Here is a 25354-nt window from a genome sequence, read left to right as displayed (position 1 = left end):
GGATGCGCCGATGACTGCCGTGTCAGGTGCCGAGCTTCGAACACCGCTACGAACCCTCACCAGAGCCGAGGAACGGAAGGTCATATTCGCATCGTCGCTGGGGACGGTGTTCGAGTGGTATGACTTCTACCTCTATGGCGCGCTCGCCACGTCGATCGCCAAGAACTTCTTCTCCGGCGTCAACCCGACCGCAGCCTTCATCTTCACCTTGCTGGCCTTCGCCGCCGGCTTCTTCGTCCGGCCGTTCGGCGCACTGGTGTTCGGCCGCCTCGGTGACCTGGTCGGCCGCAAATACACCTTCCTGGTCACCATCGTGATCATGGGCGTGTCGACCTCGGCGGTAGGCTTCCTGCCCGGCTACGAGGCGATCGGCATCGCAGCACCTGTGATCCTGATCCTGCTGCGGCTGGCGCAGGGCCTGGCGCTGGGCGGCGAATACGGCGGCGCCGCGACCTATGTCGCCGAGCATGCCCCCAACGGCAAGCGCGGCTTCTACACCGCCTGGATCCAGACCACCGCGACGCTGGGCCTGTTCCTGTCGCTGATCGTCATCCTGGCCTGCCGCATGTCGATGGATGCCGCGACCTTCGACGCCTGGGGCTGGCGCATCCCGTTCCTGGTCTCGATCGTGCTGCTGGTGGTCTCGATCTGGATCCGGCTGCAGCTCAACGAATCACCGCTGTTCCAGCAGATGAAAGCCGAGGGCAAGGGCTCCAAGGCGCCGCTGACCGAATCCTTCGCCCGCCGCGGCAACCTGAAGCTGGTGGTGCTGGCCCTGTTCGGCCTGACCGCCGGCCAGGCCGTGGTCTGGTACTGCGGCCAGTTCTACTCGCTCTTGTTCCTGACCAACACGCTGAAGGTCGACGCCACGACCGCCAACCTGCTGGTGGCCGCGGCGCTGCTGGTCGCCACGCCGTTCTTCCTGGTGTTCGGCGCCCTGTCCGACAAGATCGGGCGCAAGCCGATCATCATGGCCGGCTGCCTGCTGGCGATCCTGACCTACTTCCCGCTGTTCCAGGCCCTGACCCACTACGCCAATCCGGCGCTGGAGGCGGCCCAGGCGTCGTCGCCGGTGAAGGTGATCGCCGACCCGGCCGAATGCAGCGTGCAGTTCAACCCGGTCGGCACGTCCAAGTTCACCAGTTCCTGCGACATCGCCAAGGCCGCGCTGGTCAAGGCCGGCGTGCCCTACAGCAATGAGGCCGCGCCCGCCGGGTCGAAGGCCGAGATCGACGTCGGCAGCACCCGGATCACCGCCTATGACGCTACCGCGGCGGATGCGGCGACGGCGGGCCCCGCCTTCACCAAGGGCCTGGGCGACGCGCTGAAGACCGCGGGCTACCCGCCCTCGGCCGATCCGGCGCAGATCAACCACTTCATGGTGTGGCTGATCCTGTTCGTGCTGGTGCTCTACGTCACCATGGTCTACGGCCCGATCGCGGCGCTGCTGGTGGAGATGTTCCCGACCCGCATCCGCTACACCTCGATGTCGCTGCCCTACCACATCGGCAATGGCTGGTTCGGCGGCTTCCTGCCGGCGACCGCCTTCGCCATCGTGGCCGGCACCGGCAACATCTACAGCGGCCTGTGGTACCCGATCATCATCGCCGGCATCACCTTGGTCGTCGGCACCCTGTTCGTGCGCGACACCCGGCACGTCGATATCCGGGACAACTGATCCGGAAAACTTGTATCGGCCCGAAGGCCGCGCCCAGAATGGCGCGGCCTTCTTTCTTTGGACCGATATGACTGATGCGACCGTCGTTCTGATCGCCGACGACCACCCGCTGGTGCGCCGCGCCTTGGCCGAGACCCTGGCGGAGGTGATGGCGCCCGCCCCTGACGTGATCCAGGCCGGCAGCTTCCCCGAGGTCCTGGCCGTTCTCGGCGACCGCATCGTCGACCTGCTGCTGCTCGACCTGTCGATGCCCGGCATGAACGGCTTCACCGGCCTGGCCTCGCTGCGCGCCGCCTTCCCCGCCGTCCCGGTGATCATGGTCTCGGCCAATGAAGAGCCGGCCGTTATGCGCCAGGCGATGGAGTTCGGCGCCTCCGGCTACCTGCCGAAATCGACGCCGCTGGCGGAGATCGGCGACGCCATCGAAAGCGTGCTGGGCGGCGGCGTCTGGTTCCCCGAGGCTGCGACCGCCCCGGCCGCCGATGCGCCGGGGCGCAGCGAGCTGAGCCGCCGCGTGGCCGAGCTGACGCCGCAGCAGCTGCGCGTCCTGGCCTTGCTCACCGAAGGCAAGCTGAGCAAGCAGATCGCCTTCGAGATGTCGATCACCGAGGCCACGGTGAAGGCCCATCTGTCGCAGATCTTCCGCAAACTCGGGGTCCAGAACCGGACCCAGGCGGTGATCGCCGTGCGCCAGCTCGGCGTCATTGAGCCAACCGGCCACTGATGGAGGTTGGCGCGAGGGCGGGAGCCTGGACTCTCGACATGCCGCCATAGCTGAAAGGCATGCCCGATCGCATTGACGCCCGGCCGCGAGTCCGAACACTGGGGCAGACGTCGCAGGAGAATTCGGCGGCAGACAGTGTCGGAGTTGAGCTATGGCCGAAACGCCGGGCCGCAGGCGCCCTTCCGAGGATGGCGAGAGCCTCTCCGAGTGGCTGATCATCGTCGCCCGGACGGATCCAGCTGCAACGGAGTCCTTCTTCGCCGAAACAGCGATCGGCCCTGCGGCCGGGACTGGAGACATCGACGATCATCCTTCGACATTCGGAGGGTTCGGCACGGACCCCAACGACCAGGATGACGACGGTGGGCTGGAAACCCCGTCCACCGAGCTGGAGTCCCTGAGCATCTCCGGGCTGCAGACCCCGGCAGCGTCCGGGAATCCCGGCTCCCCTCCCGAGCAGCCTGATCCCGGCATATTGGCTCTGAACCTCGCCAGCATGCTCTCGCCCATCGAGCTGTTTCGCCAGGCCGGGACGGATGCGAGTCTGGAGCGCGCCATCGGGGCTTCGGACGATACGGACCTGAAGCAGAAGCTGGCAAAGTGCCGGAGGGTCCAGGACGGTTGGACCGGGCTGCTGGGGATGCGGCCGGACGGCACCGACGAAGACTACATGCTGATCGACAAGAACGTGATCACCCGGCTGACGCGGACCCTCGATTGCTTGTCGTCCGATCAACAGAAGCTCCTTTTCGGCGCCGCCGAAAAGATCCGGAACCCTTGGAACCGCGCGGAGGCCCTCGGCAGCTTTGGCCGTGGCCTGTCGGCGCTGACGGAGTTGAAGACGGACGTCGTCGATACCGTCCTCAATGCCATACCCGATGACGGGCCCAGAGCAGCAGCGATCGGGGGCCTCGGTCCGGGTCTGGCAGCAGTCCCCGAGCGGCAGGACGAGATCGTGCAGGCCGCGATCGGGTTCAGCCTGGAGGAGCATTGCGCCGACGCGCTCGCCGGAATCGGAGCGGGCGCGGCAGCCCTGACGGAGACCAACCGGGACCTCGTCTTCAACAAGGCCGTCAAGCTTCTGGACAATCTGTCCCGAGGAAAGGCGATCGGGGGCTTCGGCCCGAGCCTGACGGCGCTGCAGCCGAAACAGCTGGCGACTCTTGTCGATGCTGTCTGCACCATGGACGACGCGTCGCTGGCGGAGGCCGTGGACAGGCTCGGCCCCTATCTGACGGTGCCGCCGCTGACAGCGGCGCAAGCGAAGCGAGTGGTCACGGCCGTCTACGCGATGAGCGATGAGGTTTGCCAAGGCAAGGCCATCGGCGGCCTCGGCAAGGGCGCGGCGCTGGAGCCGGACGATCTGAAGGACCTCGTCAGGAAATCCACGGAACGCGAGGATCCCGTCACCCACGAGGCAAGAGGAGAGATGTTTCTCGCCAGCGCGATCGGAGGATTCGGTCCCCGCCTTGGAACGCTGGCACGAGAGGAGCAGGAGACGCTCGTCACCTGTGCCGACGGGCTGACCCTGGAACCCATGCGCGCGGCCGCGGCCGGAAAGCTCGGCCGAGGCGCGGGGTCTCTGGAACGGGACCTGCAGGAGACGGTCGTCCATATCGCCATCGGCGTCGAGGACCCGGAGCAGAAGATCATTGCCTTCGGCGGTTTCGGCGAAGGCGGGAACCTGGGGGCCATGGAGCCGGATCTGCTGCAGCTGCTGATGACGGCTGCCGCCAATGAGGACGACGACGATACGCGCGCGGTGCTGATCGCAAGCCTCGCGGCGTGAGACGACCCCGCCTCAGGCGGCGGGCGGCGTTTCAGCGGGCGTCGGATGAGCCGCCAGGCGCTGGACCAGCAGCGCCCGCAGCGCCGCCGGCTTCAGCGGCTTGTGCAGCAGCGGCAGGCCGCGCGCGCGGGCGGCGGCCTTCAGCGCCTCGGTGCGGTCCGCCGTCACCATCGCGGCGGCCAGCGGATGGCCGACCGCGGCCTCCAGCGCATCGAGGACTTCGAGCCCGGTCTCCATTCCGGCGAGGTGATAATCGAGCAGCACCATGTCCGGCGTCCGCCCGAGCGGCTGCAGCGCCTCCGTCGCCCCGGCCGCATCGGTCGCCGCCAGCACGGTGCAGCCCCACCCCTCCAGCAGCAGCCGGGTGGCGGTCAGGATGGCGTGGTCGTTGTCGACGCAGAGGATGAGCCGCCCGGCCAGGTCGGTGCCCGGCGATCGCAGCTTGGGCGTCTCGGCCGGCCGCGCCGGAACTTGAGTCTCCGCCAGCGGCAGCACCACCTCGAACACGCTGCCGCGGCCGGGCCAGGAGCGCACCGCCACCTGGTGGCCGAGCCGCGCCGCGATGCGCTCGACGATGGCGAGGCCGAGCCCCAGCCCCGCCGGCTCGTCCGCGCTGCCCGAGCCGAGGCGGCGGAACTCCTCGAAGATGGCGGAGAGCTGCTCCGGCGGGATGCCCGGCCCGGTGTCCCAGACCTGGATCGCCAGGGCGCCGGCCCGCCGGCGGCAGCCGACCAGCACCGTCCCCTGCGTTGTGTAGCGCACGGCATTGGAGACGAAGTTCTGCACGATGCGGCGGACCAGCGCCGGGTCGGTCTGCACGGTCAGGGCCGAGCGCGCGACCTTGAGGCGCAGGCCCCGGCGGCGCGCGATCGGCTCGAACGGCAGAGCGGCCATGCGCAGGATCTCGTCCACCGCCACCGGCCGCGGCTGCGGCTCGACGGCGCCGGCGTCGAGCTTGGAGATCTCCAGCAGCGCCTGCAGCAATTCCTCGACCGCGCCGAGCGAGCTGTCTATGTGGCCGACCAGCGGCGCCTCCGGGCGGCGGCCGAGCCGCTCCGCCAGGGTGGCGGTCAGCAGGCGGGCGGCGTGGAAGGGCTGCAGCAGGTCGTGGCTCGCCGCCGCCAGGAACCGGGTCTTGCCGAGATTGGCCGCCTCGGCCGCCGCCTTGGCCGCCGCCAGCGCCTCGTTCAGCGCGGTCAGCTCGCTGGTGCGCTCGGCGACACGGCGCTCCAGCGTCTCGGCGGTCTCGCGCAGCACGGCCTCGGCCCGGCGCTGCTCGGTGATGTCCTGGTACAGGGTGAAGAAGCCGATGACCCGGCCCTGATCGTCCCGGTGCGGGATGTAGGTGCCGCGCGCCAGCTCGGCTCCGGCGGCGGCGAAGCCGATCTCGAACACCTGGTGCCGCCCGGCCAGCGCCGCATCGATATACGGCTTCAGCCGGGCATAGCGGTCCTCGCCCAGGGCGGTGCGGATCGACAGGCCGTTGCTCTGCCCCCGCTGCAGCCCCAGCGCCTGCTCATAGGGGCGGTTGGTGAAGCGGTAGCGCTCCTCCCGGTCGACATAGGCGATCAGCACCGGGACATTGTCGGTGTAGATGCGGATCCGCCGCTCGCTCTCGCGCAGCGCGTCCAGCGTCTTCACCCGCTCGGTGACGTCGGTGCAGACCAGGACAAAGCCGCCATCCGGCATCGGGTTGGTCTGCAGCTCCAGCACCCGCCCGTCGGTGTCGCGCCGCTCATGGCTGTGGGCGCGCCGGCGCCGCTCCGGATCGCGCTGCTCCTCGAGCAGGACCGACAGGTCGAGGCCGCCGCCCGGCGCCGCCAGCGCCTGGAGCGGCATGCCGATCGCGACCTGCGTCTCGGCCAGGCCGAGGATCTCGACGAAGCGGCGGTTCCAGCCGGCGAGGCGCAGCTCGCGGTCGAACACGCCGATGCCCTGGCCGATATTGTCGAGCGTGGCGCTCAGCAGGTCGCGATTGAAGAGGATCGCCTCCGACGCCTGGCGCAGCAGCGTCTGCGACCGGCCGATGGTGGAGCGGTGCCGGCGCATCGTCGCGGCCACCATGATGCGGGCCGAGGCGGCGCCGATCGCGCCGCTCAGCAGCCGTTCGGTGTGGTCGGCCAGGTCGCGGTCGCGCAAAGCCGCGACCGGCCCGCCGAAGGCCAGCTCGGCCCGGTCCGGCCCGATGAAGCGGGCGACCAGGGTCTTGAGGTCGTCGAAGGCGGCGGCGCGGTGCGTGGCCTGCGGCCGCTGCCGGGCCTCGACCACCGGGCCCACGAACGCGTCAGCCTGCTCCCGGTCGCGCTCGCCCGCCCGCGCCCGCCGCGACACGCCGACCAGCAGCACGGTGTTGAGCGCCAGGCTCCAGAAGGCGCCGCGGGTCAGGGCGTCGACATTGTCGCCGATCCCCCACAGCGCCCCGTCGATGCCGAACAGCGGCACCGACGACACCCAGTCGATCCCGGTGAGGGTCGGCGCCAGGAAGACCACGACCCAGACCAGGAAGCCGCCCGCCATGCCGGCGAAGGCGCCATGGCGATGGGCGCCGCGCCAGTACAGCCCGGCGATCAGAGCCGGCCCCAACTGGGCCACGGCGCAGAAGGCGATCAGCCCGATCGAGGCCAGCGGCAGGCTGCCCCCGATCATGGCGTGATAGGCATAGGCCAGCAGCAGGATGCCGAAGATCGCGATCCGGCGGATGCGCAGCACGGCGGGGCCGAGGTCGCTGTCGCCGCGCGCCGCCATGCCGCCGCGCAGCAGCAGCGGCAGCACCAGCTCATTGCTGATCATGGTGCTGAGCGCCACGGTCTCGACGATCACCATGCCGGTGGCGGCCGACAGCCCGCCCAGGAACACGGCCAGCGACAGCAGCGGGTCGCCCGCCCGCATCGGCAAGGCCAGCACAAACAGGTCGGGATCGGCGGCGCTGCCCAGCAGCAGCAGCCCGGCCACGGCGAAGGCCGGGACGAACAGGTTGATGGCGCCGAGATAGGCCGGGAACAGCCAGCGCGCCGTGCGCAGGTCGGCCGCCCGGCCGCTCTCCACCACGCCGACATGGAACTGCCGCGGCAGGCACAGGAAGGCCAGCGCCGACATCACCGTGATCGACACCCATTCCGGCCCGGCGGCGAAGCCCTCCAGCCGCGCCTGCAGCGCCGGCACCGACAGCAGCCGCGCCGCCAGGTCGCCCGGCCCGTCGAACATGGCGAAGGTGACGAACGCCCCGGCCGCCAGGATCGCGCCCAGCTTGACCAGGGATTCAAAGGCGATCGCCAGGATCATGCCCTGGTGCCGCTCATTCGCCTGGACGTGGCGGACGCCGAACAGGATGGCGAAGACCGCCATGGTCAAGGCGACATGCAGGGCAGTGTCGGTCCACACCGGCGCGCCCCCTCGCCCGCCCGGCCCCGTGGCCAGCGCGCCGAAGCTGAGCGACACGGCCTGCAGCTGCAGCGCGATATAGGGCAGCACGCCGACCAGCGCGATGATGGTCGCCACCGCGGCGACGACGCGGCTCTTGCCGTAGCGGGCGGCGATGAAGTCGGCGATCGAGGTGATGTTCTGCTCGCGCGCCACCCGGGTGATCTTCTTCATCATCGGGAAGCCGACGGTGATCACCAGGATCGGCCCGACATAGATCAGGGTGAAGTCGAGCCCGTGCGACGCGGCGCGGCCGACGCCGCCATAGAAGGTCCAGGAGGTGCAGTAGACCGCGAGCGACAGGGCGTAGACCGCGGGCTCGCGCAGGCCGGAGCGCCAATAGGCCGGGCTGCGGTCGCCGATGAAGGCGACGGCGAAGAGCAGGCCGAGATAGCCGAGCGCGATCAGCCACAGCAGCCAGTCAGCCACCGCCCGCTCCCCGCTTGTCGCGTTCGTTCCTCCCGATCATGACGCCAGCATAAGATGGCAGACGCCGCGCGCCGAGCGTTTCAGGCACGGTCTTTCCGGAGGCTTGTGACGACATCGGTCAAAAGCAAAATCAGTCCCCCCTCCCCTCGCGGGAGGGGGCTAGGGGGAGGGGGGTGTCGACGTCAGGACCGGCCCAAAGCCTGGTGATTTTGATTCCGACAGTGAAGCCTCTCCTGTGCGCATTCGCGCGCGGACGCGCGCAGCCCCCTCCCCCTGCCCCCCTCCCGCAAGGGGAGGGGGGACTAAAATGGGTTGGGTCTCAGCCTTTTTGAAAGGGACTCGCTTGCAGGAGAAACAACTCCCACTCAGCCGAAGAAGCGCGCCGGGCGGAAGGTGGCCAGCTCGGGGCGGACGGTGCCGCGCAAGACCTCGTCGGCCACCGCGGCGCCGAGGAAGGCGGCCAGGGTGACGCCGCTATGGGTCACGGCGGCGTAGTAGCCCTCGACCTGCGGCACCGTCCCGACGGCGGAGTAGCTGTCCCTCGGAATGGCGCGGATGCCGAGGCGCACCGCCTCCAGCTCCACCGGCCCGATCGCCGGCAGGATCGCGCGGGCGCGCTGCAGCAGCTCGCGCATCTCCGGCAGGTCGACGCTCGGCCGCGGCGCCGTGACCGGGTCGAACGCGTCGTCGTTGCGGCAGACCAGCAGACGGCCGGCGCCGTCCGGCCGGATGTCGCAGCCCGGCGCCTTCAGCAGGCGCTCGAGCCCGACCGCGACCGGCGGGGTGAAGGCCAGCAGCCCCGCGGTCGGCGCCAGCGGGATGCGCAGCGCCGGCTCGAAGCCATCGGCCCAGCGGCCGGTGCAGTTGACCACCAGATCGGCGCCCAGCGTCCGGCCGTCCGCCAGGATCACGCCGGTGACGCGGCCCGACCGCAGCTCCACTTGCGCCACCCGGGCCCCGATCTCGACCCGCGCGCCGAGGCGGCGGGCGGCGGCGAGCATCGCCTGGGCGTAGACCACCGGGTCGACCCAGCCCTCCTCCGGGAACCAGGCGACCGGCGCGTCGCCGACGGCCGCCGGGTCGATGTCAGGCGCCAGCTCGCGCAGTTGCACGCCCGAGATCCATTCGGCAGCATAGCCCCAGTCGCGCAGCCGCTCGAAGCGCCGGCGCTGCTCCTCCTGCCCGGCCCCGTCGGCCCATTCCAGGCTGCCGTTCAGGTGCAGCCAGGGCGTGACCGGGAACTCGTCGCGCAGCGCCGCATGCGCCTTCATGCCGGCGACGTTGAGGTCGTGATAGGCCCGCGGCGTCTTGCCGTGCGAATTGACCCAGGCGAAGCTGGTGCCGGAGGTGCCGGCGCCGATCCGCGTCGCCTCCAGCACCGTGACCGACGCGCCGCCCTGTGCCAGCCGGTATGCGACCGAGGCGCCGATGACGCCCGCGCCGATCACGATGATGGAAGCCATCCTCAGTTCTTCTTCACGTCTTCGAGGTAGAACCGCCCGAGCGGGGTCTGACCGAAGCCCTCGATGTTCTTGCGGGAAACGGTCAGGTACGGGCTGTAGTACAGGTCGATCCAGTTGACGTCGGCCTTGGCCATCTTCTGCAGGTCGACATACATCGCCTCGCGCTTGGCCGGATCGGTCTCGACCCGGGCCTTGGCCACCAAGGCCACCACCGCGTCGTTCTTGTAGCGGGTGTAGTAGTTCAGGTTGGCGTCGTAGCCGAGGACGAATGTGGTCTTCTGGTCCGGGTCGATGATGTCGTTGGTCCAGTAGTTCATCGCCAGGTCGTAGTCGCCGGCCACCTCCATGTCCCAGGTCTGGCTCGGGTCGACCTTCTGCAGGTTGACGGTGATGCCGACCTTGGCCAGCTGCTGCTGGATCAGCACCGACACCTGCTCGTCCACCGTGTCGCCGGTCTGCACCAGATAGGTCAGCGCGATCGGTCCGGCGGCCGCCTTCTCCAGCAGCGCCTTCGCCTTCTCCGGATCATAGGGCCGGGCGCCGTTGTCGGCGGTGTAGTACAGCGCGCCCTTCGGGACATAGGAGTTGGCGACCGTGCCGATGCCGAAGGTGACGGTGTCGACGATCACCTTCTTGTCGATGGCATAGTCGATCGCCTCGCGCACCTCCAGCTTGTCCAGCGGCGCATGCGAATGGTTGATCAGCAGGTGGTCCTCGCGGGTCGAGGGGTCCTTGTGCATCGTCAGGTTCGGGTCCTTCTCCAGCTCCGCCACCTTGGCGAAGGGCACGAAGATGGCGGTGTCGAGCTCGCCCGCCTGGACCTTCAGGATCCGGGTGTTGTCGTCGGGGACGGAAATCCATTCGACGCCGTCGAGGCTGACCTGGTCGGCCTGCCAGAAGTTCGGGTTCTTCTTCAGCACCACCTTGTTGCCGCGGCTCCACTCCTCCATGGTGAAGGCGCCGGAGCCGATCGGCTTCTCGGCGAAAGCGTCCTCGCCCATCGCGGTCACGACCTTCTGCGGCAGCACCGCCACGCCCGGCAGGGCCAGGCTGGCCAGGAATGGCGTCGCCGGCTGGTTCAGCGTGATCACCAGCGTGTGGTCGTCCTTCGCCTCGGCCGTCTTGATCACCTTGTAGTTGTCGGCGATCAGCGACCCCGGATTGTCGCGCGCCCGCAGCAGCGAGAAGGCGGCGTCGGCGGCGGTGACCGGGCTGCCGTCGGAGAATTTCGCGTCGCGCAGCTTCAGCGTGTAAACCACGCCGTCGTCGGAGACGGACCAGCTTTCGGCCAGGCCGGGGACCAGCTTGGTGCCGTCCTTGCTGACCCGGATCAGCACGTCATAGACGTTCGAGAACACCCAATAGTCGACATTCTGCGAGGTCTTGATCGGGTCGAAGGTGGTGCCGTCCTCGCGCCGGCCGATGGTCAGCACGCCCGCCGCTTCGGCCGCCGCCCCGCCGGCGACCAGCGCCGCCAGGAACGCGGCCGTGGCGATGCCGAGATGTTTCCTGTTTCGTGTCATCGTGAGCCTCCGGTTGTTGCCCCGCCTCAGCTATGGGCGGGGATTGCTGGATAGAGATGGCAGGCCGTGAAGCGCCCGTCGACCGGCCGCAGCGCCGGCGGCGCCCCGGCTCGGCATTCCGCCATGGCGAAGGGGCAGCGCGGATGGAAGGCGCAGCCCGGCGGCAGATCGAGCGGGCTCGGCGGCTCGCCGGCCAAGAGGCCCGCCGGCAGCGCGCGGTCGGGATCGATTTCGGGGATCGCCCGGACCAGGGCCTGGGTGTAGGGGTGTCGCGGCATCGCGAACACCGCCTCGGCCGGCCCCTCCTCGACGATCCGGCCGAGATACATCACCGCCACCCGGTCGCACAGCCGCCGGACCACGGCGAGGTCATGGGCGATGAAGATCAGGGCCAGGTTCATCCGGGCCTTCAGCTCGATCAGCAGGTTGATGATCTGCGCCTGGATCGAGACGTCGAGCGCGGCGACGCATTCATCGGCGATGATCAGCTTCGGCTCCACCGCCAGCGCCCGGGCGATGCCGACGCGCTGGCACTGGCCGCCGGACAGTTCGGCCGGGCGGCGGGCCGCGTGCTCGGGCCGGAGGCCGACCAGGGTCAGCAGTTCCGCCACCCGCGCCGGGACGCGGTCGCGCGGCACCTTGCGGTGGACCCGCAACACCTCGGCGATCGCCTCGCCCACCGCCATGCGCGGGTTCAGCGCGCCATACGGGTCCTGGAAGATCATCGCGGTCTCACGGCGCAGCCGGGCGACGCCGGCGCGGCCACTCGACGCCACGTCGGCGCCGCCGAAGCGGATGGCGCCGCCCGTGGCCTCGCCGAGCCGCAGGATGGCGCGGCCCAACGTGCTCTTGCCGCAGCCGGATTCGCCGACCAGCCCCAGCGCCTCGCCCGGCGCCAGGGTGAAGGACACGCCGTTGACCGCCCTCACCAGCCTTGGCGAGCGCCCCGGCAGCGCCAGGCCGCCGGCACGGAAATGAACCTCAAGGTCCTGGACGTCGAGCAGCGTCATGCCGCGTCCCCCAACGCCCGGTGGCAGGCTGCCATGTGGCCGGGCTCCGGCCACGACGGGTCCGGTTGGACCGCGGTGCAGCGGTCGAAGGCACGGTCGCAGCGCGGATGGAAGCGGCAGCCGGTGGGCAAGTCGGCCAGGGCCGGCGGCTGGCCGGGGATGAAAGGCAGCAGGCCGGCGCTGCCCCCGTGGGACGGCTGGCAGGCGATCAGCCGGGCCGTGTAGGGATGGCGCGGCGCCGCCAGCACCGCCCGCTTGGCGCCGGCCTCGCACAGCGTGCCGCCATACATCACGGCGATGCGATCGCAGCTCTGCGCCACCACGCCGAGATCATGGGTGATCAGGATGATGGCGAGGCCCGCGCCGGTCGCGCAGGTCCAGCAGCAGCCGCAGGATCTGCGCCTGCACGGTGACGTCCAGCGCGGTGGTCGGCTCGTCGGCGATCAGCACCTCCGGGTCGCAGGCCAGCGCCGTGGCGATCATCGCCCGCTGCCGCATGCCGCCGGAGAATTCGTGCGGATAGCCGCCGGCCCGCCGTTCCGGATCCGGGATGCCGACCTGGCGCAGCAGGTCCACGGCGGCCGATCGCGCCTCGCGCTTCGAGGCGCCGCGGTGCAGGCGGATGCCCTCGGCGATCTGGTCGCCGATCCGCATCACCGGGTCGAGATGGCTGGACGGGTTCTGGAAGATCATGCCGATCTCGCGCCCGCGCACCCGGCGCATCGCCTCCGGATCCAGCGCCGCGAGGTCGCGGCCCTTGAGCCACACCGAGCCGCCGGCGATGCACAGCCCGCCCGGCAAGAGGCCGATCAACGCCCGGCAGGTGACGCTCTTGCCCGAGCCGCTCTCGCCCACCAGTCCCATCACCTGCCCCGCCTCCAAGGCGAAGGAGACGCGGTCGACGATGGTCGTCTCCTCTCCCGCCCTGGTCAGGGCCACCGACAGGTCGCGCACCTCCAGCAGCGGCGCGGTCATTCCTTCACCCCAAGCCATTCGCCGAGGCCGTCGCCGAGCAGGCTGAAGCCGAGCGCGATCACCGCCAGCGCAGCACCGGGGAAGGCGGCGATCCACCAGGCGCGGATGATAAAGTTCTGGCTTTCCGCCACCATCACGCCCCACTCCGCCGTCGGCGGCTGCACCCCGAGGCCGAGATAACTGATCGAGGCGCCGAGCAGCATGGTCAGCACCACGTCCGACATCGAGAACACGAGCGAGCTGACCAAGGCGTTGGGCAGGATGTGCCGGGCCATGATGCGAAGATGGCCGTAGCCCAGGCTGCGCGCGGCGGTGACGAAGTCGCTGGCCTTCAGCACCAGCACCTGGGCCCGGACCAGCCGGGCGTAGGACACCCAGCCGACGAGGGCCATGGCGATGAAGAAGCTGCCCAGGCCAGGACCGAGGATGGCCATGATCGCCAGCATCAGCACCAGGAAGGGAAAGGCGATGACGATGTCGACGACCCGCATCACCACGACATCGACCCAGCCGCCGAAATAGCCGGAGACGCAGCCGACCGCGGTGCCGAGGATGAACGGGATCAGCACCCCGAACACGCCCATCATCAGGTCGAGGCGGGTGCCCCAGATCATCCGGGACAGCACGTCGCGGCCGAAATTGTCGGTGCCGAGCCAGTGCCCGGGCCCGGGCGGCAGCAGCGCGTTCGCGGTGTCCTGCGCGATCGGGTCGTAGGGCGCCAGCATCGGTGCCAGCAGCGCCGTCAGCACGAAGAATCCGACGATCCCGGCGCCCCACCACAGCGCGCCCGGCACCCGCGGCAGCCTGAGCCTGAAGCGCAGCCGGGCGGCGGGCGTGCCGGCGACGGCGCTCACAGCTTCACCCGCGGGTCGAGGGCGACGGTCAGGATGTCGGCCAGGAAGTTCACCGTGACGCTGGCCACGGCGAAGGCCATGGCCACGCCCTGCACCACCATGTAGTCGCGGGTGAAGATGCCGCGCACCAGCAGCTGGCCCATGCCGGGGATCGAGAACACGTTCTCGATGATCACCGTGCCGCCGATCAGCCAGCCGATGTTGACCGCCAGCAGGTTGATGGTCGGCACAATGGCGTTGGGCACGACATGGCGCCAGAACACCATGCCCTCGGGCAGGCCGCGCGCCCGTGCCGCGGTGGCTTGGTCGGAACGCAGCTCGGCGATCATCGCGGCCCTGAGCGTCCGGGTCAGCACCGCCGACAGCGCCAGGGCGATGGTCAGCCAGGGCAGCACCAGATGGTGCAGCCGGTCGGCCCAGTCGTCGCCATAGCCCGCCACCGGGAACAGGCCCAGCGTCACGCTGAACAGGATGATCAGCATGATCCCCAGCCAGAACGGCGGCAGGCCGAGACCGGTGGTGGAGATGATGCGGATGGCGTGGTCGGCCAGCCGGCCGCGGCGGCGTGCGGCGATGGCGGCGAAGGGCACGGCGATCAGCAGCGACAGGAGGACGGCGCCGAACACCAGCAGCAGGGTCGGCTCGATCCGCTCGGCGATCAGGCGCAGCACCGGGATCTTGTACAAGATCGACCGGCCCATCTCGCCCTGCGACAGGTTCTGCAGGAACAGCGCGTATTGCGTCCACAGCGGCTCGTCCAGCCCGAACTGGGCGCGGATCCGGACGACCGCGTCCGGCGTCGCCTTGGTGCCGAGCAGCACCCGCACCGGGTCGCCGGGGATCGAGCGGATCAGCACGAAGGTGATGACGCTGATGCCGAACAGCACCGGGATCAGCTGCAGCGGTCGGGTCAGGACGAAGCGGAAGCGGTGCATCGACGGTCAGCCCGGGCGGCGGGCGGGCATCAGGCGGTCGCCCCATGCGCCTTCAGGAAGTCCAGCAGCACAGGATAATACGCGTGCGGCTCTTCGTAGAAGGGCATGTGGCTGGAGTTGGGGAAGACGTGCAGCCGGGCGTTCGGCAGCGCCAGCTTCATGCGCAGCGCGCAGGCCGGGGTCAGCTCGTCATGCTGGCCGCAGGTGATCAGCACCGGCACGGTGATCCGGCGCATGTCCGGCAGCCGGTTCCAGTCCTTCAGATTACCGGTGTAGAGGAACTCGTTCGGCCCCTGGATGGTGCCGTAGGGCCCCATGTTCCAGTCGTCCAGCGAGCGCTTCACTGGCGCCGGCCAATGGTCCAGCCGGCAGACATGGCGGTGGTTCAGGATGGTGATCGCTGCCTGGTACACGGGATGGTCCAGCGTGCCCTCGGCCTCGTGCCGCTGCATCATCGCCACGGTCTCGGGGCCGAGCGCCGAACGCAGCCGCTCCAGCTCGCCGATCAGGTGCGGGATATCGGCGGCGGTGTCCTCCAGGATCACGGTCTTCAGCGCCTCGGGATGGGTCAGCGCGTATTCGACGCTGAGCCAGCCGCCCCAGGAATGGCCGAGCAGATGCACCCGGCCGAGCCCGAGCGCCTGGCGTACCGTCTCCACCTCTTCGACATAGCGGGTGATGGTCCACAGTGCCGGATCGGTCGGCCGGTCCGAGGCGCCGGTGCCGAGCTGGTCGAAGGCGACGACGCGGTAGCCCTGGTCGATCAGGCAGGAATGCGCGTCGCGCAGATAGTCACAGGGCAGCCCCGGGCCGCCGTTGAGGCACAGCACCGTCTCCGGCCCCGAGCCGAAGCTGTAGGCCACCACCTTGTGGCCATCCACACGAATCTCGTCCCGCCGATCCGGCGCGATCTCCCGCCACATCCTGCCATCCCCGTCTTGATCTTTTTTGCGTCGCGAGACGCTAGACTGATCGGACAAATCAGACAAGCCGGCCGAAGCGGAAGTTTATGACCGCCTGTCCCCGGCGACCCGCGACGATGGCGAGCGCGCCGGGGCGCTCTTCGGTCCGCCCGTCCGGCATCCCGAAGGCTTGGAGCGACGACCGGATCGTCTCGACGATCCTGGCCGCCGGCTCGTCGTAAATAATCCATATCTCGCCGCCGGGGCGGAGGCTGCGGGCAACATGCCGCAGGGCCAGGCCGGGACGGGTCCAGAAGCTGTTCACCCGAACGGCGAAGACCCGGTCGAAGCCGCCCGGCGCGACCGGCCCGTGCTCGATGTCGCCCCTGGCGATGCTCACCCGCCCGGCCGTGATCGCCGCCGCGTTGACGATCCGCGCCCGGGCCACGGCGGTGTCGGAGCGATCGATGGCGACGACCGCTGCAGTCGGCTGACGCGCGATCACCGCCTGGATCGCCTGGCCGGTACCGCAGCCGATCTCCAACAGCCTCTCCCTCGGGCGCGGGGCGAGGAGGTCGACCGCGGCCAGGATCCGGGGGGAGACCGGCCCGGTCACGCCTCGCCGTACACCGGCACGATCGCGCCGCGGCCGACCTTATTGTCCGGCGAGGCGAGATGCAGGATCGTCGCCGCCACCTCCTCCACCTTCGGCCAGGCGGCGTGATCGGCCTTGGGCATGGCGGCGCGGTTGGCCGGCGTGTCCATGATCGACGGCGCCACGGCGTTCACCAGGATGCCCTGCCCCGCCACCTCCTGCGCCAGGGCCACGGTCAGCGCGGCCAGCGCCGCCTTCGACGCGGTATAGGCGGTCATGCCGGCGCCCTGGCGCCATTCCAGCGCCGGCCGGGCCGCGACATTGACGATGCGGCCGCCGCCCTGCCCGATCGCCGCCACCGCGGCACGGCAGCACAGGAAGGCGCTGACGAGGTTGGTGTCGAGCTGCTGCTGCAGCATCGCCTTGTCGGTGTCGCCGATCGGCGCCATGGCGAAGCCGCCGGCGACATGGATCGAAGCCCAGAGCCCGGGCAGCGCCCCGTAGAACGCCGCCACCGCCGCCTCGTCGGCCAGGTCCGGCACCGGCGACAGCACCACCCGGTCGTGGCCGCGATGGGCGAAGCGGCGCGAATCCTTCAGGTCGCGGACCGGGACATGGCAGGTGGCGCCTGCCTCGAGCAGCAGCCCGACCACCGCCGCGCCGAGCGCGCCGGTGCCGCCGGTGACGACGACGTGACGATCCTGAAACTCCATGGCATCTCCTTAGCCTTGACGACGATCCTCCAGGATCATCGCCGCGGCTTTCTCCGCGATCATGATGGTGGGCGCGTTGGTGTTGCCCGAGGTGATGGTCGGCATGATCGAGGCGTCGGCGATGCGCAACCCCGCCAAACCACGCACCCGCAGCCGCTCATCGACCACCGCCAGCGGATCCCGGCCCATCTTGCAGGTGCCGACCGGGTGGAAGATGGTGGTGGCGATGTCGCCCGCCGCCCGCATCAGATCGGCCTCGTCCTGCAGCGCCGGGCCCGGCCGCACCTCCTCCGGCGCGTAGCGGGCCAGGGCGGGCGCGGTGGCGATCCGCCGGGTCAGCCGGATGGCGTCGGCCGCGACCCGGCGGTCCGCCTCCTCCGACAGGTAGTTCGGCCGGATCGCCGGCGCCGCGGTCGGGTCCGGGCTCTTGATCCGGATCGAGCCGCGGCTGTGCGGCCGCAGGTTGCAGACCGACGCGGTGAAGGCCGGGTAGCTGTGCAGCGGCTCGCCGAAGCGGTCGAGGCTGAGCGGCTGGACATGGTATTCGAGATTGGCCGTCTCCTGCGCCGGATCGCTGCGGGCGAAGGCGCCGAGCTGGCTGGGCGCCATGCTGAGCGGACCGCTGCGGAACAGCGCATATTCGACGCCCATGCCGATGCGGCCGAGCAGCCGGTTCGCCCGCTCGTTCAAAGTCGGCACGCCGCTGACCTTGTAGACCAGGCGCAGCTGCAGATGGTCCTGCAGGTTCTCGCCCACTCCGGGCAGATCGTGCGCCGGCTGCACGTCATGCGCGGCCAGCAGGTCGGCCGGGCCGATGCCGGAATGCTGCAGGATGGCGGGGGAGCCCACGGCGCCGGCCGCCAGGATCACCTCGCCCGCCGCGGCATAGGCCTCGGTGCCGTCCGGCCGCCGGAACACCACGCCGGCGACCCGCTTGCCCTCGAGATGCAGCTTCAGCACCTGGGCGTGGGTCTCGACCGCCAGGTTGGGCCGCTTCAGCGCCGGATTGAGGAAGCCCTTGGCCGTGGTCCAGCGGATGCCGCGGCGCTGGTTCACCTGGAAATAGCCGCAGCCCTCGTTATCGCCGGTGTTGAAATCCTCGGTCGGCGGAATCCCGGCCTCGGCCGCGGCCTGGCGGAAGGCGTCGAGGATTCTCCAGGACAGGCGCTGCGGCTCGACCCGCCATTCGCCGCCCGAGCCATGGAAGGCCGAGCGGCCCTGCCAATGGTCCTCGGATTTGATGAAATGCGGCAGCACGTCGTCCCAGCCCCAGCCGGCATTGCCGAGCTGCCGCCACTGGTCATAGTCGCGCGCCTGGCCGCGCATGTAGATCATGCCGTTGATGGCGGAGCAGCCGCCCAGCACCTTGCCGCGCGGATAGTTGATCGCCCGGCCGCCCAGCCCGGCCTCATGCTCGGTCTTGAAGCACCAGTCGAGACTGGGGTTGCCATGGGTGTAGAGATAGCCGACCGGGATATGGACCCAGATGGAGCTGGGCTTGCCCCCAGCCTCCAGCAGCAGCACCGAGGCCTTCGGGTCGGCCGACAAGCGGTTGGCCAGCACGCAGCCGGCCGAGCCGGCGCCGACGATGACAGTGTCGAACGCTCCGATCGTCCGCGTCATCGGCCCGCCGTTGTCTTCAACACCATTCCGAACCCCGACCCGCCTTGGTTTTTGATGTTCGATGCCGATCTTCCTACAAGGCCGGCAGCCATACAATGAGCCCGCGACCCCGGCAGCGCTCGACGGACCGGGCGGCCCGCGCTAACCATTCCCGATCCGACAGGCGAGAAAGCACATGGCCAGCGACGTCGAAACCGTGACCGCCACCCTGGACTCGCCGCCGCGGCAACGCATGGCGGCGCATCTGGCGGCGATCGGCCGCGGCCCCGGCCGGTCGCGGCCGCTGACCGAGGCCGAGGCGCAGGACGCCTTCGGCATCATCCTGTCCGGCGAGGCCGACCCGATGCAGGTCGGCGCCTTCCTGCTGCTGGAGCGCTATCGCGGCGAGACGGCGGCCGAGCTGGCCGGCATGATCCGCGCCGGCCGCGCCGTGGTCACCACCGCCCCGGCGACGCGGCCGGCGCTGGACTGGCCGTCCTACGCCGCCGGCAAGACCCGTGGCGCGCCCTGGTTCCTGCTGTCGGCTCTGCTGGTCGCCCGCGCCGGCCATCCGGTGCTGATGCACGGCATCAATGTCCGCGTCACCGAGGGCATCGAGACCGAGGATGCGGTGCGGGCGCTGGGCCTGCCGGTGCCGGAGACCCCGGCCGAGGCGGCCCGTATCCTGGACGAGACCCGCTTCGCCTATCTGCCGCTGCGCGCGGTCAGCCGCACCCTGACCGAGCTGATGGAGCTGCGGCCGGTGCTGGGCCTGCGCAGCCCGGTCAACTCCGCGGCCCGCCTGCTGAACCCATTCGCGGCCAAGGCCAGCTTCGTCGGCGTGTTCCATCCGGCCTATCAGGATTTGCACCGCGACACCGCGCGCCTGCTGGGCCAGAGCGACCTCTGCGTGGTCAAGGGCGCCGGCGGCGAGGCCGAGCGCACGCCCGTGAAGGCGCTGTCGCTGCAGCGCCTTGTGGCCGGCGAGGCGCTGGACGAAACGGTGCCGCCGATCGTCGGCGAAGGCCGCGGCGAGCGGCTGGCGCGCCACGACCTGGAGCATTTCCGCGCCGTCTGGACCGGCGCCGCCGAGGAACCCGCGGCCGAGGCCACGGTGGTCGGCACCGCCGCGGTGGCCCTCGCGGTGATCGCCGGCGACAGCGGCGACGCCGCCCATGCCCGCCACCAGGAGCGGGCGGCGGCGCTGTGGCGGGAGCGGAACGGCTAGGATTTCGGTGCCGGCGGCACCGGCAGCAGGATCTCCGACGCGATCTTCCAGTCCCGGCCGGTCCGGATCCAGTCGATGATGACCAGGAACGGCCTCGGCGTGCCGTCCTGACCGGCATAAGAGACGGTGATCGTCACCGGATCATAGGATTCGGCGACCTCGCGGGTCAGCCCGACGACCTTGAGCTTCGCCAGGTCCGGCCGCAGCGCCACGGGCCCGGACGCGGCGATGTCGTGCAGCTTCCGCTCGATCGCCTCGTTGCCCCAGTAGGCCGCCCAATTGCCCTCGGACGGGATGGCGCTCTTGGCGACCAGGAGGGCCGAGGGCGAGCGCCAATACATCCCGCCCAAGGCCGCGAGATCATGCCGGTTCGCCGCGGCCATCAGCTCTTCGAATCGCGAGCCGATCGCGGCCAGGGTGCGAGCATCCAACGGGTCCCCGGCCGCGGCGGCCGGCGCCGCAATCGATGCGGCCGCGAGCGCGACGGCGACCGCTGCGAACGTGCTCTTCATCATCGATACCTTCCGCGTTCCAAATGCCTACGCCTGCGGCTTGGCGGCCTTGGCCGCACCCCAGAGCGAACCCGGATTGGCGCGGCCGGAATGGAGGGCAAGCATGGCGTCGTACAGCTCGCGCGCCGTCGTGGTCGTCATGTCCAGCCGGTCGAAGTCGCGGAGGTACTGCCGCGTCTCGCCGATGACCCGCGGATGGTCCTCGGCTCCCGGTACCTTGTGCGCGGCGATCACGGTCCCCGCGCCCAGCGCCTCGAGCCGGTCGAGCGTGGCGATCCATTCCAGCCGGCTCTCCCTGTCGGTCTCGCCGAGATAGGGGTGAATGCCGTTGTAGACCGCATCGCCGCCGACCAGCAGCCCGATCGACGGGACGTGGAGGCAGGTCGAGACCTCCGTGTCGGTGCGCCCCGCATCGACCACGGCGAGCCGGTGCCCCTCCAGTTCCAGCGCGTCTCCCTGCAACGGCTCGGCGGCCGGGAGGCGATCGAGGATCTCGCCGGGGAAGAGCCGGCGCCAGAAGCCGTCGACGCTGGCCGGCGCCAGATGCGCCTGCATCGCCCGGACCACAGCCGGCGTGGCCACCGCCCGCGCCTCCGGGAAGCGCTCCAGCAGCGGCGCCAGGCCGAAGAAATGGTCGCCATGCGCGTGGGTGACGTAGATCGCCGTGAGGCGCTTGCCGCTGGCGACGACCCAATCCAGCAGGGTCTGCGACTGGGCGGCGGTGAGGAAGGTGTCCACCAGGACGGCATCGCGTTCGCCCTGGATCAGCACCGAGGAGTTCGCCACCCAGGCCAGCGCCTCCTGGCCGGGCGGCAGATCGCGGCTGAGGCCGGGGCGCTTGATCGTCAGCACATCCCAGCGCAGGGCCGGTCCGGTGGTCATGGCTGCATCCCTTTGCTTGACGGCGATCCGCGAGCGCCGATAAAATGAATATGACCGGTCGTCTTAAATTAATCAAGGAGCCTCGATATGGCATCTCGCCCGGTGGTCCGGCGAGGCCCGAAGCCGAAACCCGGCACCCGCGGCACCCTGGTGCAAGCGGGCCTCAGCCTGATGCATGCGGAGGGATATGCGGCAACGGGAATCCAGGCCGTCGTCGAGGAAGCCGGTGTCCCCAAGGGCTCCTTCTACAACCACTTCGCCAGCAAGGAGGCATTCGGGGCGGAGGTGATCGACGCCTATTCCGAGCGCACCCAGGCAAAGCTGCGCGACATCCTGACCGACTCCTCCCGGGCGCCACTGGCGCGGCTGGAGGCCTATTTCGACGACCGCATCGAGGCGTTCCGGGCCTCCGGCTATGTCCGCGGCTGCCTGATGGGAAACTTCAGCGCCGAGGCCGCGGACCACAGCGCCTTGATCCGCGAGCGCCTGGCCGGCCATTTCGCCGCCTGGACCGGATTGATCGAGGCCTGCATCGCCGAGGCCCAGGCCGACGGCTCGGCGGCGCGCCGCTTTCCTGCCCCGCTGCTGGCCGACTTCGTCATGAACAGCTGGGAGGGCGCGCTGCTGCGGATGCGAGTGGAGAAGAGCGACGCCCCGCTCCTCGCCTTCCGGCAGGTCGTCTTCGGCGGGCTCCTGGCCTGAGCGGCGTCAGCCCCGGCGGTCGCCGGCGATGCGGCCGATCTCCCCGGCGACGAAATCCGACAGGAGTCGGACCCGCATCGGCGCTGCTTGCCCGAAGGCGTGCAAGGCCTGGAACGGCATCGGCGGCAGGGGCTTGTCGGGCAGCACGACGACGAGATCGCCACGACGCAGATCCTCCTCGACGATGCAGCGCGTCACATAGGCGACACCCATCCCCAGCCTGGCCGCAGAGCGCAGGCCGAAACCGGAGTCGAAGCCTACCCGCCCGCGCGTCGCGACGATGGTGCCGTCGGCAAAGCGGATCTCGGGCGCCCTGCGACCGACGAAGTATCGCGCGAAGGGCAGCGCCCGGAGATCGTCGACGCTGCGGGGCGCGCCCCACCGGTCCAGGAAGGCCGGAGACGCGACCAGCACCATCTCGAGCCGCGCCAGAGTCCTGACCATGAGGTCGCTTGCCGGCACGTGGCCGACGCGGAAGACGACGTCGTAATCCTCCCGGATCAGGTCGACGGGCCGATCGGTGATGCCGATCTCCAGATCCAGCGAGGGATGCTGCGTCAGGAACCGGGTCAGGACGGCGTCCATCAGCAGCCGGGCGATCTCGCTGGGCAGGCTGACGCGCAGCCGGCCCCGCAGGTCCGCCGAGGGTTGCACGACGTCCGCCGATTGCTCGATCTCCTGCAACAGGGGCGACACCCGGTCGAAGAAGGCCTGCCCCTCCGGGGTCAGCGCCAGGATGCGGGTCGATCGCCGGAACAGCCTGGCGCCGAGATGCCGCTCCAGCCGCGCGACGCTTTTCGACACGGCCGACGGCGTCGTGCCCAGGTCCCGCGCGGCGGCGCTGAAGGATCCGGCCTCGACGGCGCGGACGAAGGCGGCCAGGCCGGGCGCCTCGCTCAGCAGATGGGGCATCGTGACCTCCAGGCACAGATCATGTGCCCGCCTCCCCTCTAATGCGGCGGCCGGGCGATGGGTACATCCAATCCGCAATCCAGTGGAGAAAACAGATGCCCAAGCTCGAAGGAAAGGTCGCCGTCGTCACCGGCGGCAACAGCGGAATCGGCAAGGCCGCCGCCCGGCTGTTCGCGCAGGAGGGTGCCCGGGTCGTGGTCACCGGCCGGCGGCAGGATGTCCTCGACCAGGCGGTGGCGGAGATCGGCCACGGCGCCGTCGGCATCTGCGGCGATGTCGCGGATCTCGACCACCACCGCGCCCTGGCCGAGGAGGTCGAGCGTCGCTTCGGCGGGCTGGACGTCTATGTCGCCAACGCGGCGGTGATCACCATCGCCCCGTCGGCGCAGGTGACCCCGGCCGAATACGACGCACATTTCGCCGTCAACACCCGCGGGGTCTTCTTCGGCGTGCAGGCCATCGCGCCGGTCATGCGCGACGGCGGCAGCATCATCGTCACCAGTTCCCTCGCTGCGACCAAGGTCCTGGACAACCACGCCGTCTATGCCGGGTCGAAGGCGGCGGTCGCGGCCTTCGCGCGCAGCTGGGCGCTGGAGCTGAAATCCCGCAGGATCCGGGTCAATGTCCTCAGCCCGGGGCCGACCGAGACCGCCATCCTCGGCAAGCTCGGCATCCCGGAGGCCGAGGTGCCGGGCTTCCTGCATGCCGTGTCGCAGACGATCCCGGCCGGCCGGATGGGCAGCGCCGAGGAGCTGGCCTCCGCCGCACTGTTCCTGGCCTCGGACGACAGCGGCTTCGTCAACGGCGCCGAGCTGCATGTCGATGGCGGCATGGCGCTGGTCTGATCGCTCAGCCGCGGCCCGCTCCGGCCTGCCCTGCCTTGTACGTCTCGATCGCGCTGGTGATCAGCCGGTGATCGTCCTCGTGCGGCAGGCCGGAGACGCCGATGAACCCGACCACCTGGGCGCCGATGCGGATCGGGAAGCCGCCGCCATGATCGATCATCGGCGTGCGGACCGATGGGCTCTCCGCCAGGGTCCGGCCGCGCGCCTTGAGCCGGTGGTGCAGCCACAGCGTGCTGTGGCCGAACTGGCGGACGGCGGCGGATTTCAGGTCGAGCCAGATCTGGTTGTCGGCCGCGGTGCCGTCGAGCGCGGCGGCGAACAGCACCCGGTCTCCCACCTGGATGCGGATCGCGACCGGTGCCGGCGCGCTCTCGACCAGCGTGCGGCCGATCGCCCAGGCCTCGGCGAAGTCGAAGCGGTCGAAGGCCAGCCGCGCCTCCTCGGCCTCCAGCTCGGCGGTGCGGGCGGCATGATCGGTCATCGGTCCCTCCTCGACTCTGCTGGACCGATCCTGCCACAGCCTCGCCGGCCATGGGCATCCTGCGGCTACTTGGTCCCGACCACCATCGAATAGGGTCCGACGAGGGCCTCCTGCCGGACCGAGGCGAACCCCGCCTCGCGCAGCCAGCCGACGCAATCGGCGCCGGTATAGTCGAAGCCGCCCGGCGTCTCGATCAGCATGTTCAGGCTCATCAGCAGGCCGGCCGCGTTCTCCCGCCGGTCGTCGTCGATCATCCGGTCATAGACGATCAGCGTCCCGCCCTGCGGCAGCGCCGCATGGGCCTTGGCCACCAGCATCCGCTTCTCCTCCAGGTCCCAGTCGTGGAGGATGTGGCCCATCACCAGCACTTCGGCCGAGGGCATCGGCCCGCGCATGAAGTCGCCCTCGTGGAAGCGCACCCGGCCGGCCAGGCCGCGCTGCGCCACATAGGCCTCGAACACCGGCCGTACCGGGGGCAGGTCGAAGCCGCCCGCCTCGAGATGCGGATGGGCGAGGGCCAGCTCGACCGGCATCGACCCGGCCGCGGCGCCGATGTCGATGACGCTGCGGACCCCGGCCCAGGGAAAGCGGGCGGCGAGCGCGCGCGCCACCGGCAGGCTGACGCCGGTCATGGCGTTGAGGAAGCCGGAGAGGCCTTCGGGGCTGGCATAGATCGCGCTGAAGAGGTCGCCGCCCGCCTTGGCCTCGTTCTGCGGCCGGCCGGTGCGCAGCGCTTCGGTCAGGTTCCCCCAGAACGGGTAGAGCCGCCGGTTGGCCATCTCCAGGATGCCGCCGACATAGGTGGGCTTGCCGCGGTCGAGATAGAGATCGGTCTCGGCGGTGTTGGCGTAGGCGCCATCCGTGCGTTCCAGGACGTGCAGCGCCACCAGCGCGTCGAGGAAGTCGCGGGCGCTGCGCGGATGCAGGCCGAGCCGGCCTCCCAGCGCCATGGCGTCGAGCGGGCCGCCGGCCAGCACGGTGAACACCTCCAGCTCGACCGCGCTCAACAGCGCCTTCGAGGCCCAGAAGCCGAACCCCAGCTGCAAGATGTGCTCGGGCGTGACCGGGGCCTGCCGGCCGGTCGCAGTGGACATGATGGCTCCCTCCAAAAGGGCATAGCGCCATCACGACAATCGGCGGGGCAAAGCGGCCGCGGCAATCCCCCGATTGGGAGACCAAT

General features: G+C 70.2%; 23 protein-coding genes. 6 read left to right on the top strand and 17 right to left on the bottom strand.

Annotated features, from left to right (window positions below; all coding sequences use genetic code 11):
* Positions 1 to 10: 10 nt before the first annotated feature.
* The 3 genes from QFZ27_RS22450 to QFZ27_RS22440 all read left to right on the top strand — a co-directional run bounded on the left by QFZ27_RS22450 (position 11) and on the right by QFZ27_RS22440 (position 4191).
* A complete protein-coding gene (locus tag QFZ27_RS22450) occupies positions 11 to 1678 on the top strand; it encodes an MFS transporter (RefSeq protein WP_429228673.1) in 1668 nt (555 codons plus the stop codon).
* Positions 1679 to 1745: 67 nt separating this feature from the next.
* A complete protein-coding gene (locus QFZ27_RS22445; protein ID WP_429228672.1) occupies positions 1746 to 2402 on the top strand; it encodes a response regulator transcription factor in 657 nt (218 codons plus the stop codon).
* A 151-nt stretch (positions 2403 to 2553) separates the two neighbouring features.
* Entirely contained in the window at positions 2554 to 4191 is a 1638-nt protein-coding gene (locus QFZ27_RS22440; protein WP_429228671.1) for a hypothetical protein, read from the top strand.
* 12 nt (positions 4192 to 4203) lie between these two features.
* On the opposite strand, the gene QFZ27_RS22435 is transcribed toward QFZ27_RS22440, so the two are convergent.
* The 12 genes from QFZ27_RS22435 to QFZ27_RS22380 form a co-directional block, all read right to left on the bottom strand.
* On the bottom strand, positions 4204 to 8040 hold the full coding sequence (locus tag QFZ27_RS22435) for a hybrid sensor histidine kinase/response regulator (protein WP_429228670.1): 3837 nt from the start codon (positions 8038 to 8040) through the stop codon (positions 4204 to 4206).
* Between the two features lie 365 nt (positions 8041 to 8405).
* Positions 8406 to 9503, bottom strand: coding sequence for an NAD(P)/FAD-dependent oxidoreductase (locus tag QFZ27_RS22430; RefSeq protein ID WP_429228669.1), 1098 nt, complete (start codon positions 9501 to 9503; stop codon positions 8406 to 8408).
* Between the two features lie 2 nt (positions 9504 to 9505).
* The gene (locus tag QFZ27_RS22425; RefSeq protein ID WP_429228668.1) at positions 9506 to 11026 is read right to left on the bottom strand and encodes an ABC transporter substrate-binding protein; all 1521 of its coding nucleotides are present in this window, start codon (positions 11024 to 11026) and stop codon (positions 9506 to 9508) included.
* Positions 11027 to 11052: 26 nt separating this feature from the next.
* The gene (locus QFZ27_RS22420; protein ID WP_429228667.1) at positions 11053 to 12036 is read right to left on the bottom strand and encodes an ABC transporter ATP-binding protein; all 984 of its coding nucleotides are present in this window, start codon (positions 12034 to 12036) and stop codon (positions 11053 to 11055) included.
* Complete coding sequence (locus QFZ27_RS22415; RefSeq protein ID WP_429228666.1) at positions 12033 to 12356, bottom strand: oligopeptide/dipeptide ABC transporter ATP-binding protein; 324 nt, start codon at positions 12354 to 12356, stop codon at positions 12033 to 12035. The genes QFZ27_RS22420 and QFZ27_RS22415 overlap by 4 nt, the downstream gene beginning before the upstream one ends.
* A gap of 10 nt (positions 12357 to 12366) precedes the next feature.
* On the bottom strand, positions 12367 to 13011 hold the full coding sequence (locus QFZ27_RS22410; protein WP_429228665.1) for an ATP-binding cassette domain-containing protein: 645 nt from the start codon (positions 13009 to 13011) through the stop codon (positions 12367 to 12369).
* A complete protein-coding gene (locus tag QFZ27_RS22405; protein ID WP_429228664.1) occupies positions 13008 to 13865 on the bottom strand; it encodes an ABC transporter permease in 858 nt (285 codons plus the stop codon). The genes QFZ27_RS22410 and QFZ27_RS22405 overlap by 4 nt, the downstream gene beginning before the upstream one ends.
* Positions 13862 to 14800, bottom strand: a complete 939-nt coding sequence (locus tag QFZ27_RS22400) for an ABC transporter permease (protein ID WP_429228663.1) — start codon at positions 14798 to 14800, stop codon at positions 13862 to 13864. The genes QFZ27_RS22405 and QFZ27_RS22400 overlap by 4 nt, the downstream gene beginning before the upstream one ends.
* Before the next feature lie 29 nt (positions 14801 to 14829).
* Positions 14830 to 15723 carry a proline iminopeptidase-family hydrolase gene (locus QFZ27_RS22395; RefSeq protein WP_429228662.1) on the bottom strand — a complete coding sequence of 298 codons (894 nt, stop codon included), beginning with the start codon at positions 15721 to 15723 and terminating at the stop codon, positions 14830 to 14832.
* 58 nt (positions 15724 to 15781) lie between these two features.
* A complete protein-coding gene (locus QFZ27_RS22390) occupies positions 15782 to 16318 on the bottom strand; it encodes a class I SAM-dependent methyltransferase (protein ID WP_429228661.1) in 537 nt (178 codons plus the stop codon).
* Positions 16315 to 17010, bottom strand: coding sequence for an SDR family NAD(P)-dependent oxidoreductase (locus QFZ27_RS22385; protein WP_429228660.1), 696 nt, complete (start codon positions 17008 to 17010; stop codon positions 16315 to 16317). The genes QFZ27_RS22390 and QFZ27_RS22385 overlap by 4 nt, the downstream gene beginning before the upstream one ends.
* A gap of 9 nt (positions 17011 to 17019) precedes the next feature.
* Positions 17020 to 18633 (bottom strand): GMC family oxidoreductase, encoded by a 1614-nt coding sequence (locus QFZ27_RS22380; protein WP_429228659.1) that lies wholly within the window; start codon positions 18631 to 18633, stop codon positions 17020 to 17022.
* Between the two features lie 175 nt (positions 18634 to 18808).
* Here QFZ27_RS22380 and QFZ27_RS22375 point away from each other — a divergent pair, with 175 nt between their 5' ends.
* Positions 18809 to 19840 (top strand): glycosyl transferase family protein, encoded by a 1032-nt coding sequence (locus tag QFZ27_RS22375; RefSeq protein WP_429228658.1) that lies wholly within the window; start codon positions 18809 to 18811, stop codon positions 19838 to 19840.
* On the opposite strand, the gene QFZ27_RS22370 is transcribed toward QFZ27_RS22375, so the two are convergent.
* Entirely contained in the window at positions 19837 to 20355 is a 519-nt protein-coding gene (locus tag QFZ27_RS22370) for a hypothetical protein (protein ID WP_429228657.1), read from the bottom strand. The genes QFZ27_RS22375 and QFZ27_RS22370 overlap by 4 nt on opposite strands.
* Positions 20356 to 20379: 24 nt before the next feature.
* Positions 20380 to 21234, bottom strand: coding sequence for an MBL fold metallo-hydrolase (locus QFZ27_RS22365; RefSeq protein WP_429228656.1), 855 nt, complete (start codon positions 21232 to 21234; stop codon positions 20380 to 20382).
* A gap of 87 nt (positions 21235 to 21321) precedes the next feature.
* Here QFZ27_RS22365 and QFZ27_RS22360 point away from each other — a divergent pair, with 87 nt between their 5' ends.
* Positions 21322 to 21936, top strand: a complete 615-nt coding sequence (locus QFZ27_RS22360; RefSeq protein WP_429228654.1) for a TetR/AcrR family transcriptional regulator — start codon at positions 21322 to 21324, stop codon at positions 21934 to 21936.
* Positions 21937 to 21942: 6 nt separating this feature from the next.
* On the opposite strand, the gene QFZ27_RS22355 is transcribed toward QFZ27_RS22360, so the two are convergent.
* A complete protein-coding gene (locus tag QFZ27_RS22355) occupies positions 21943 to 22848 on the bottom strand; it encodes a LysR family transcriptional regulator (RefSeq protein ID WP_429228653.1) in 906 nt (301 codons plus the stop codon).
* Positions 22849 to 22943: 95 nt separating this feature from the next.
* Here QFZ27_RS22355 and QFZ27_RS22350 point away from each other — a divergent pair, with 95 nt between their 5' ends.
* Complete coding sequence (locus QFZ27_RS22350) at positions 22944 to 23693, top strand: SDR family NAD(P)-dependent oxidoreductase (RefSeq protein ID WP_429228652.1); 750 nt, start codon at positions 22944 to 22946, stop codon at positions 23691 to 23693.
* A gap of 4 nt (positions 23694 to 23697) precedes the next feature.
* Here the strand turns inward: QFZ27_RS22350 and QFZ27_RS22345 are convergent, their stop codons facing one another.
* Both QFZ27_RS22345 and QFZ27_RS22340 read right to left on the bottom strand, forming a co-directional pair.
* Positions 23698 to 24174, bottom strand: a complete 477-nt coding sequence (locus QFZ27_RS22345) for a heme-binding protein (protein ID WP_429228651.1) — start codon at positions 24172 to 24174, stop codon at positions 23698 to 23700.
* A 65-nt stretch (positions 24175 to 24239) separates the two neighbouring features.
* Entirely contained in the window at positions 24240 to 25268 is a 1029-nt protein-coding gene (locus tag QFZ27_RS22340; RefSeq protein ID WP_429228650.1) for a methyltransferase, read from the bottom strand.
* Between the last annotated feature and the right edge of the window lie 86 nt (positions 25269 to 25354).

Source organism: Inquilinus ginsengisoli (assembly GCF_050434925.1).
GTDB lineage: Bacteria > Pseudomonadota > Alphaproteobacteria > DSM-16000 > Inquilinaceae > Inquilinus > Inquilinus ginsengisoli_B.
This window is presented reverse-complemented; position numbering and strand designations above follow the sequence as displayed.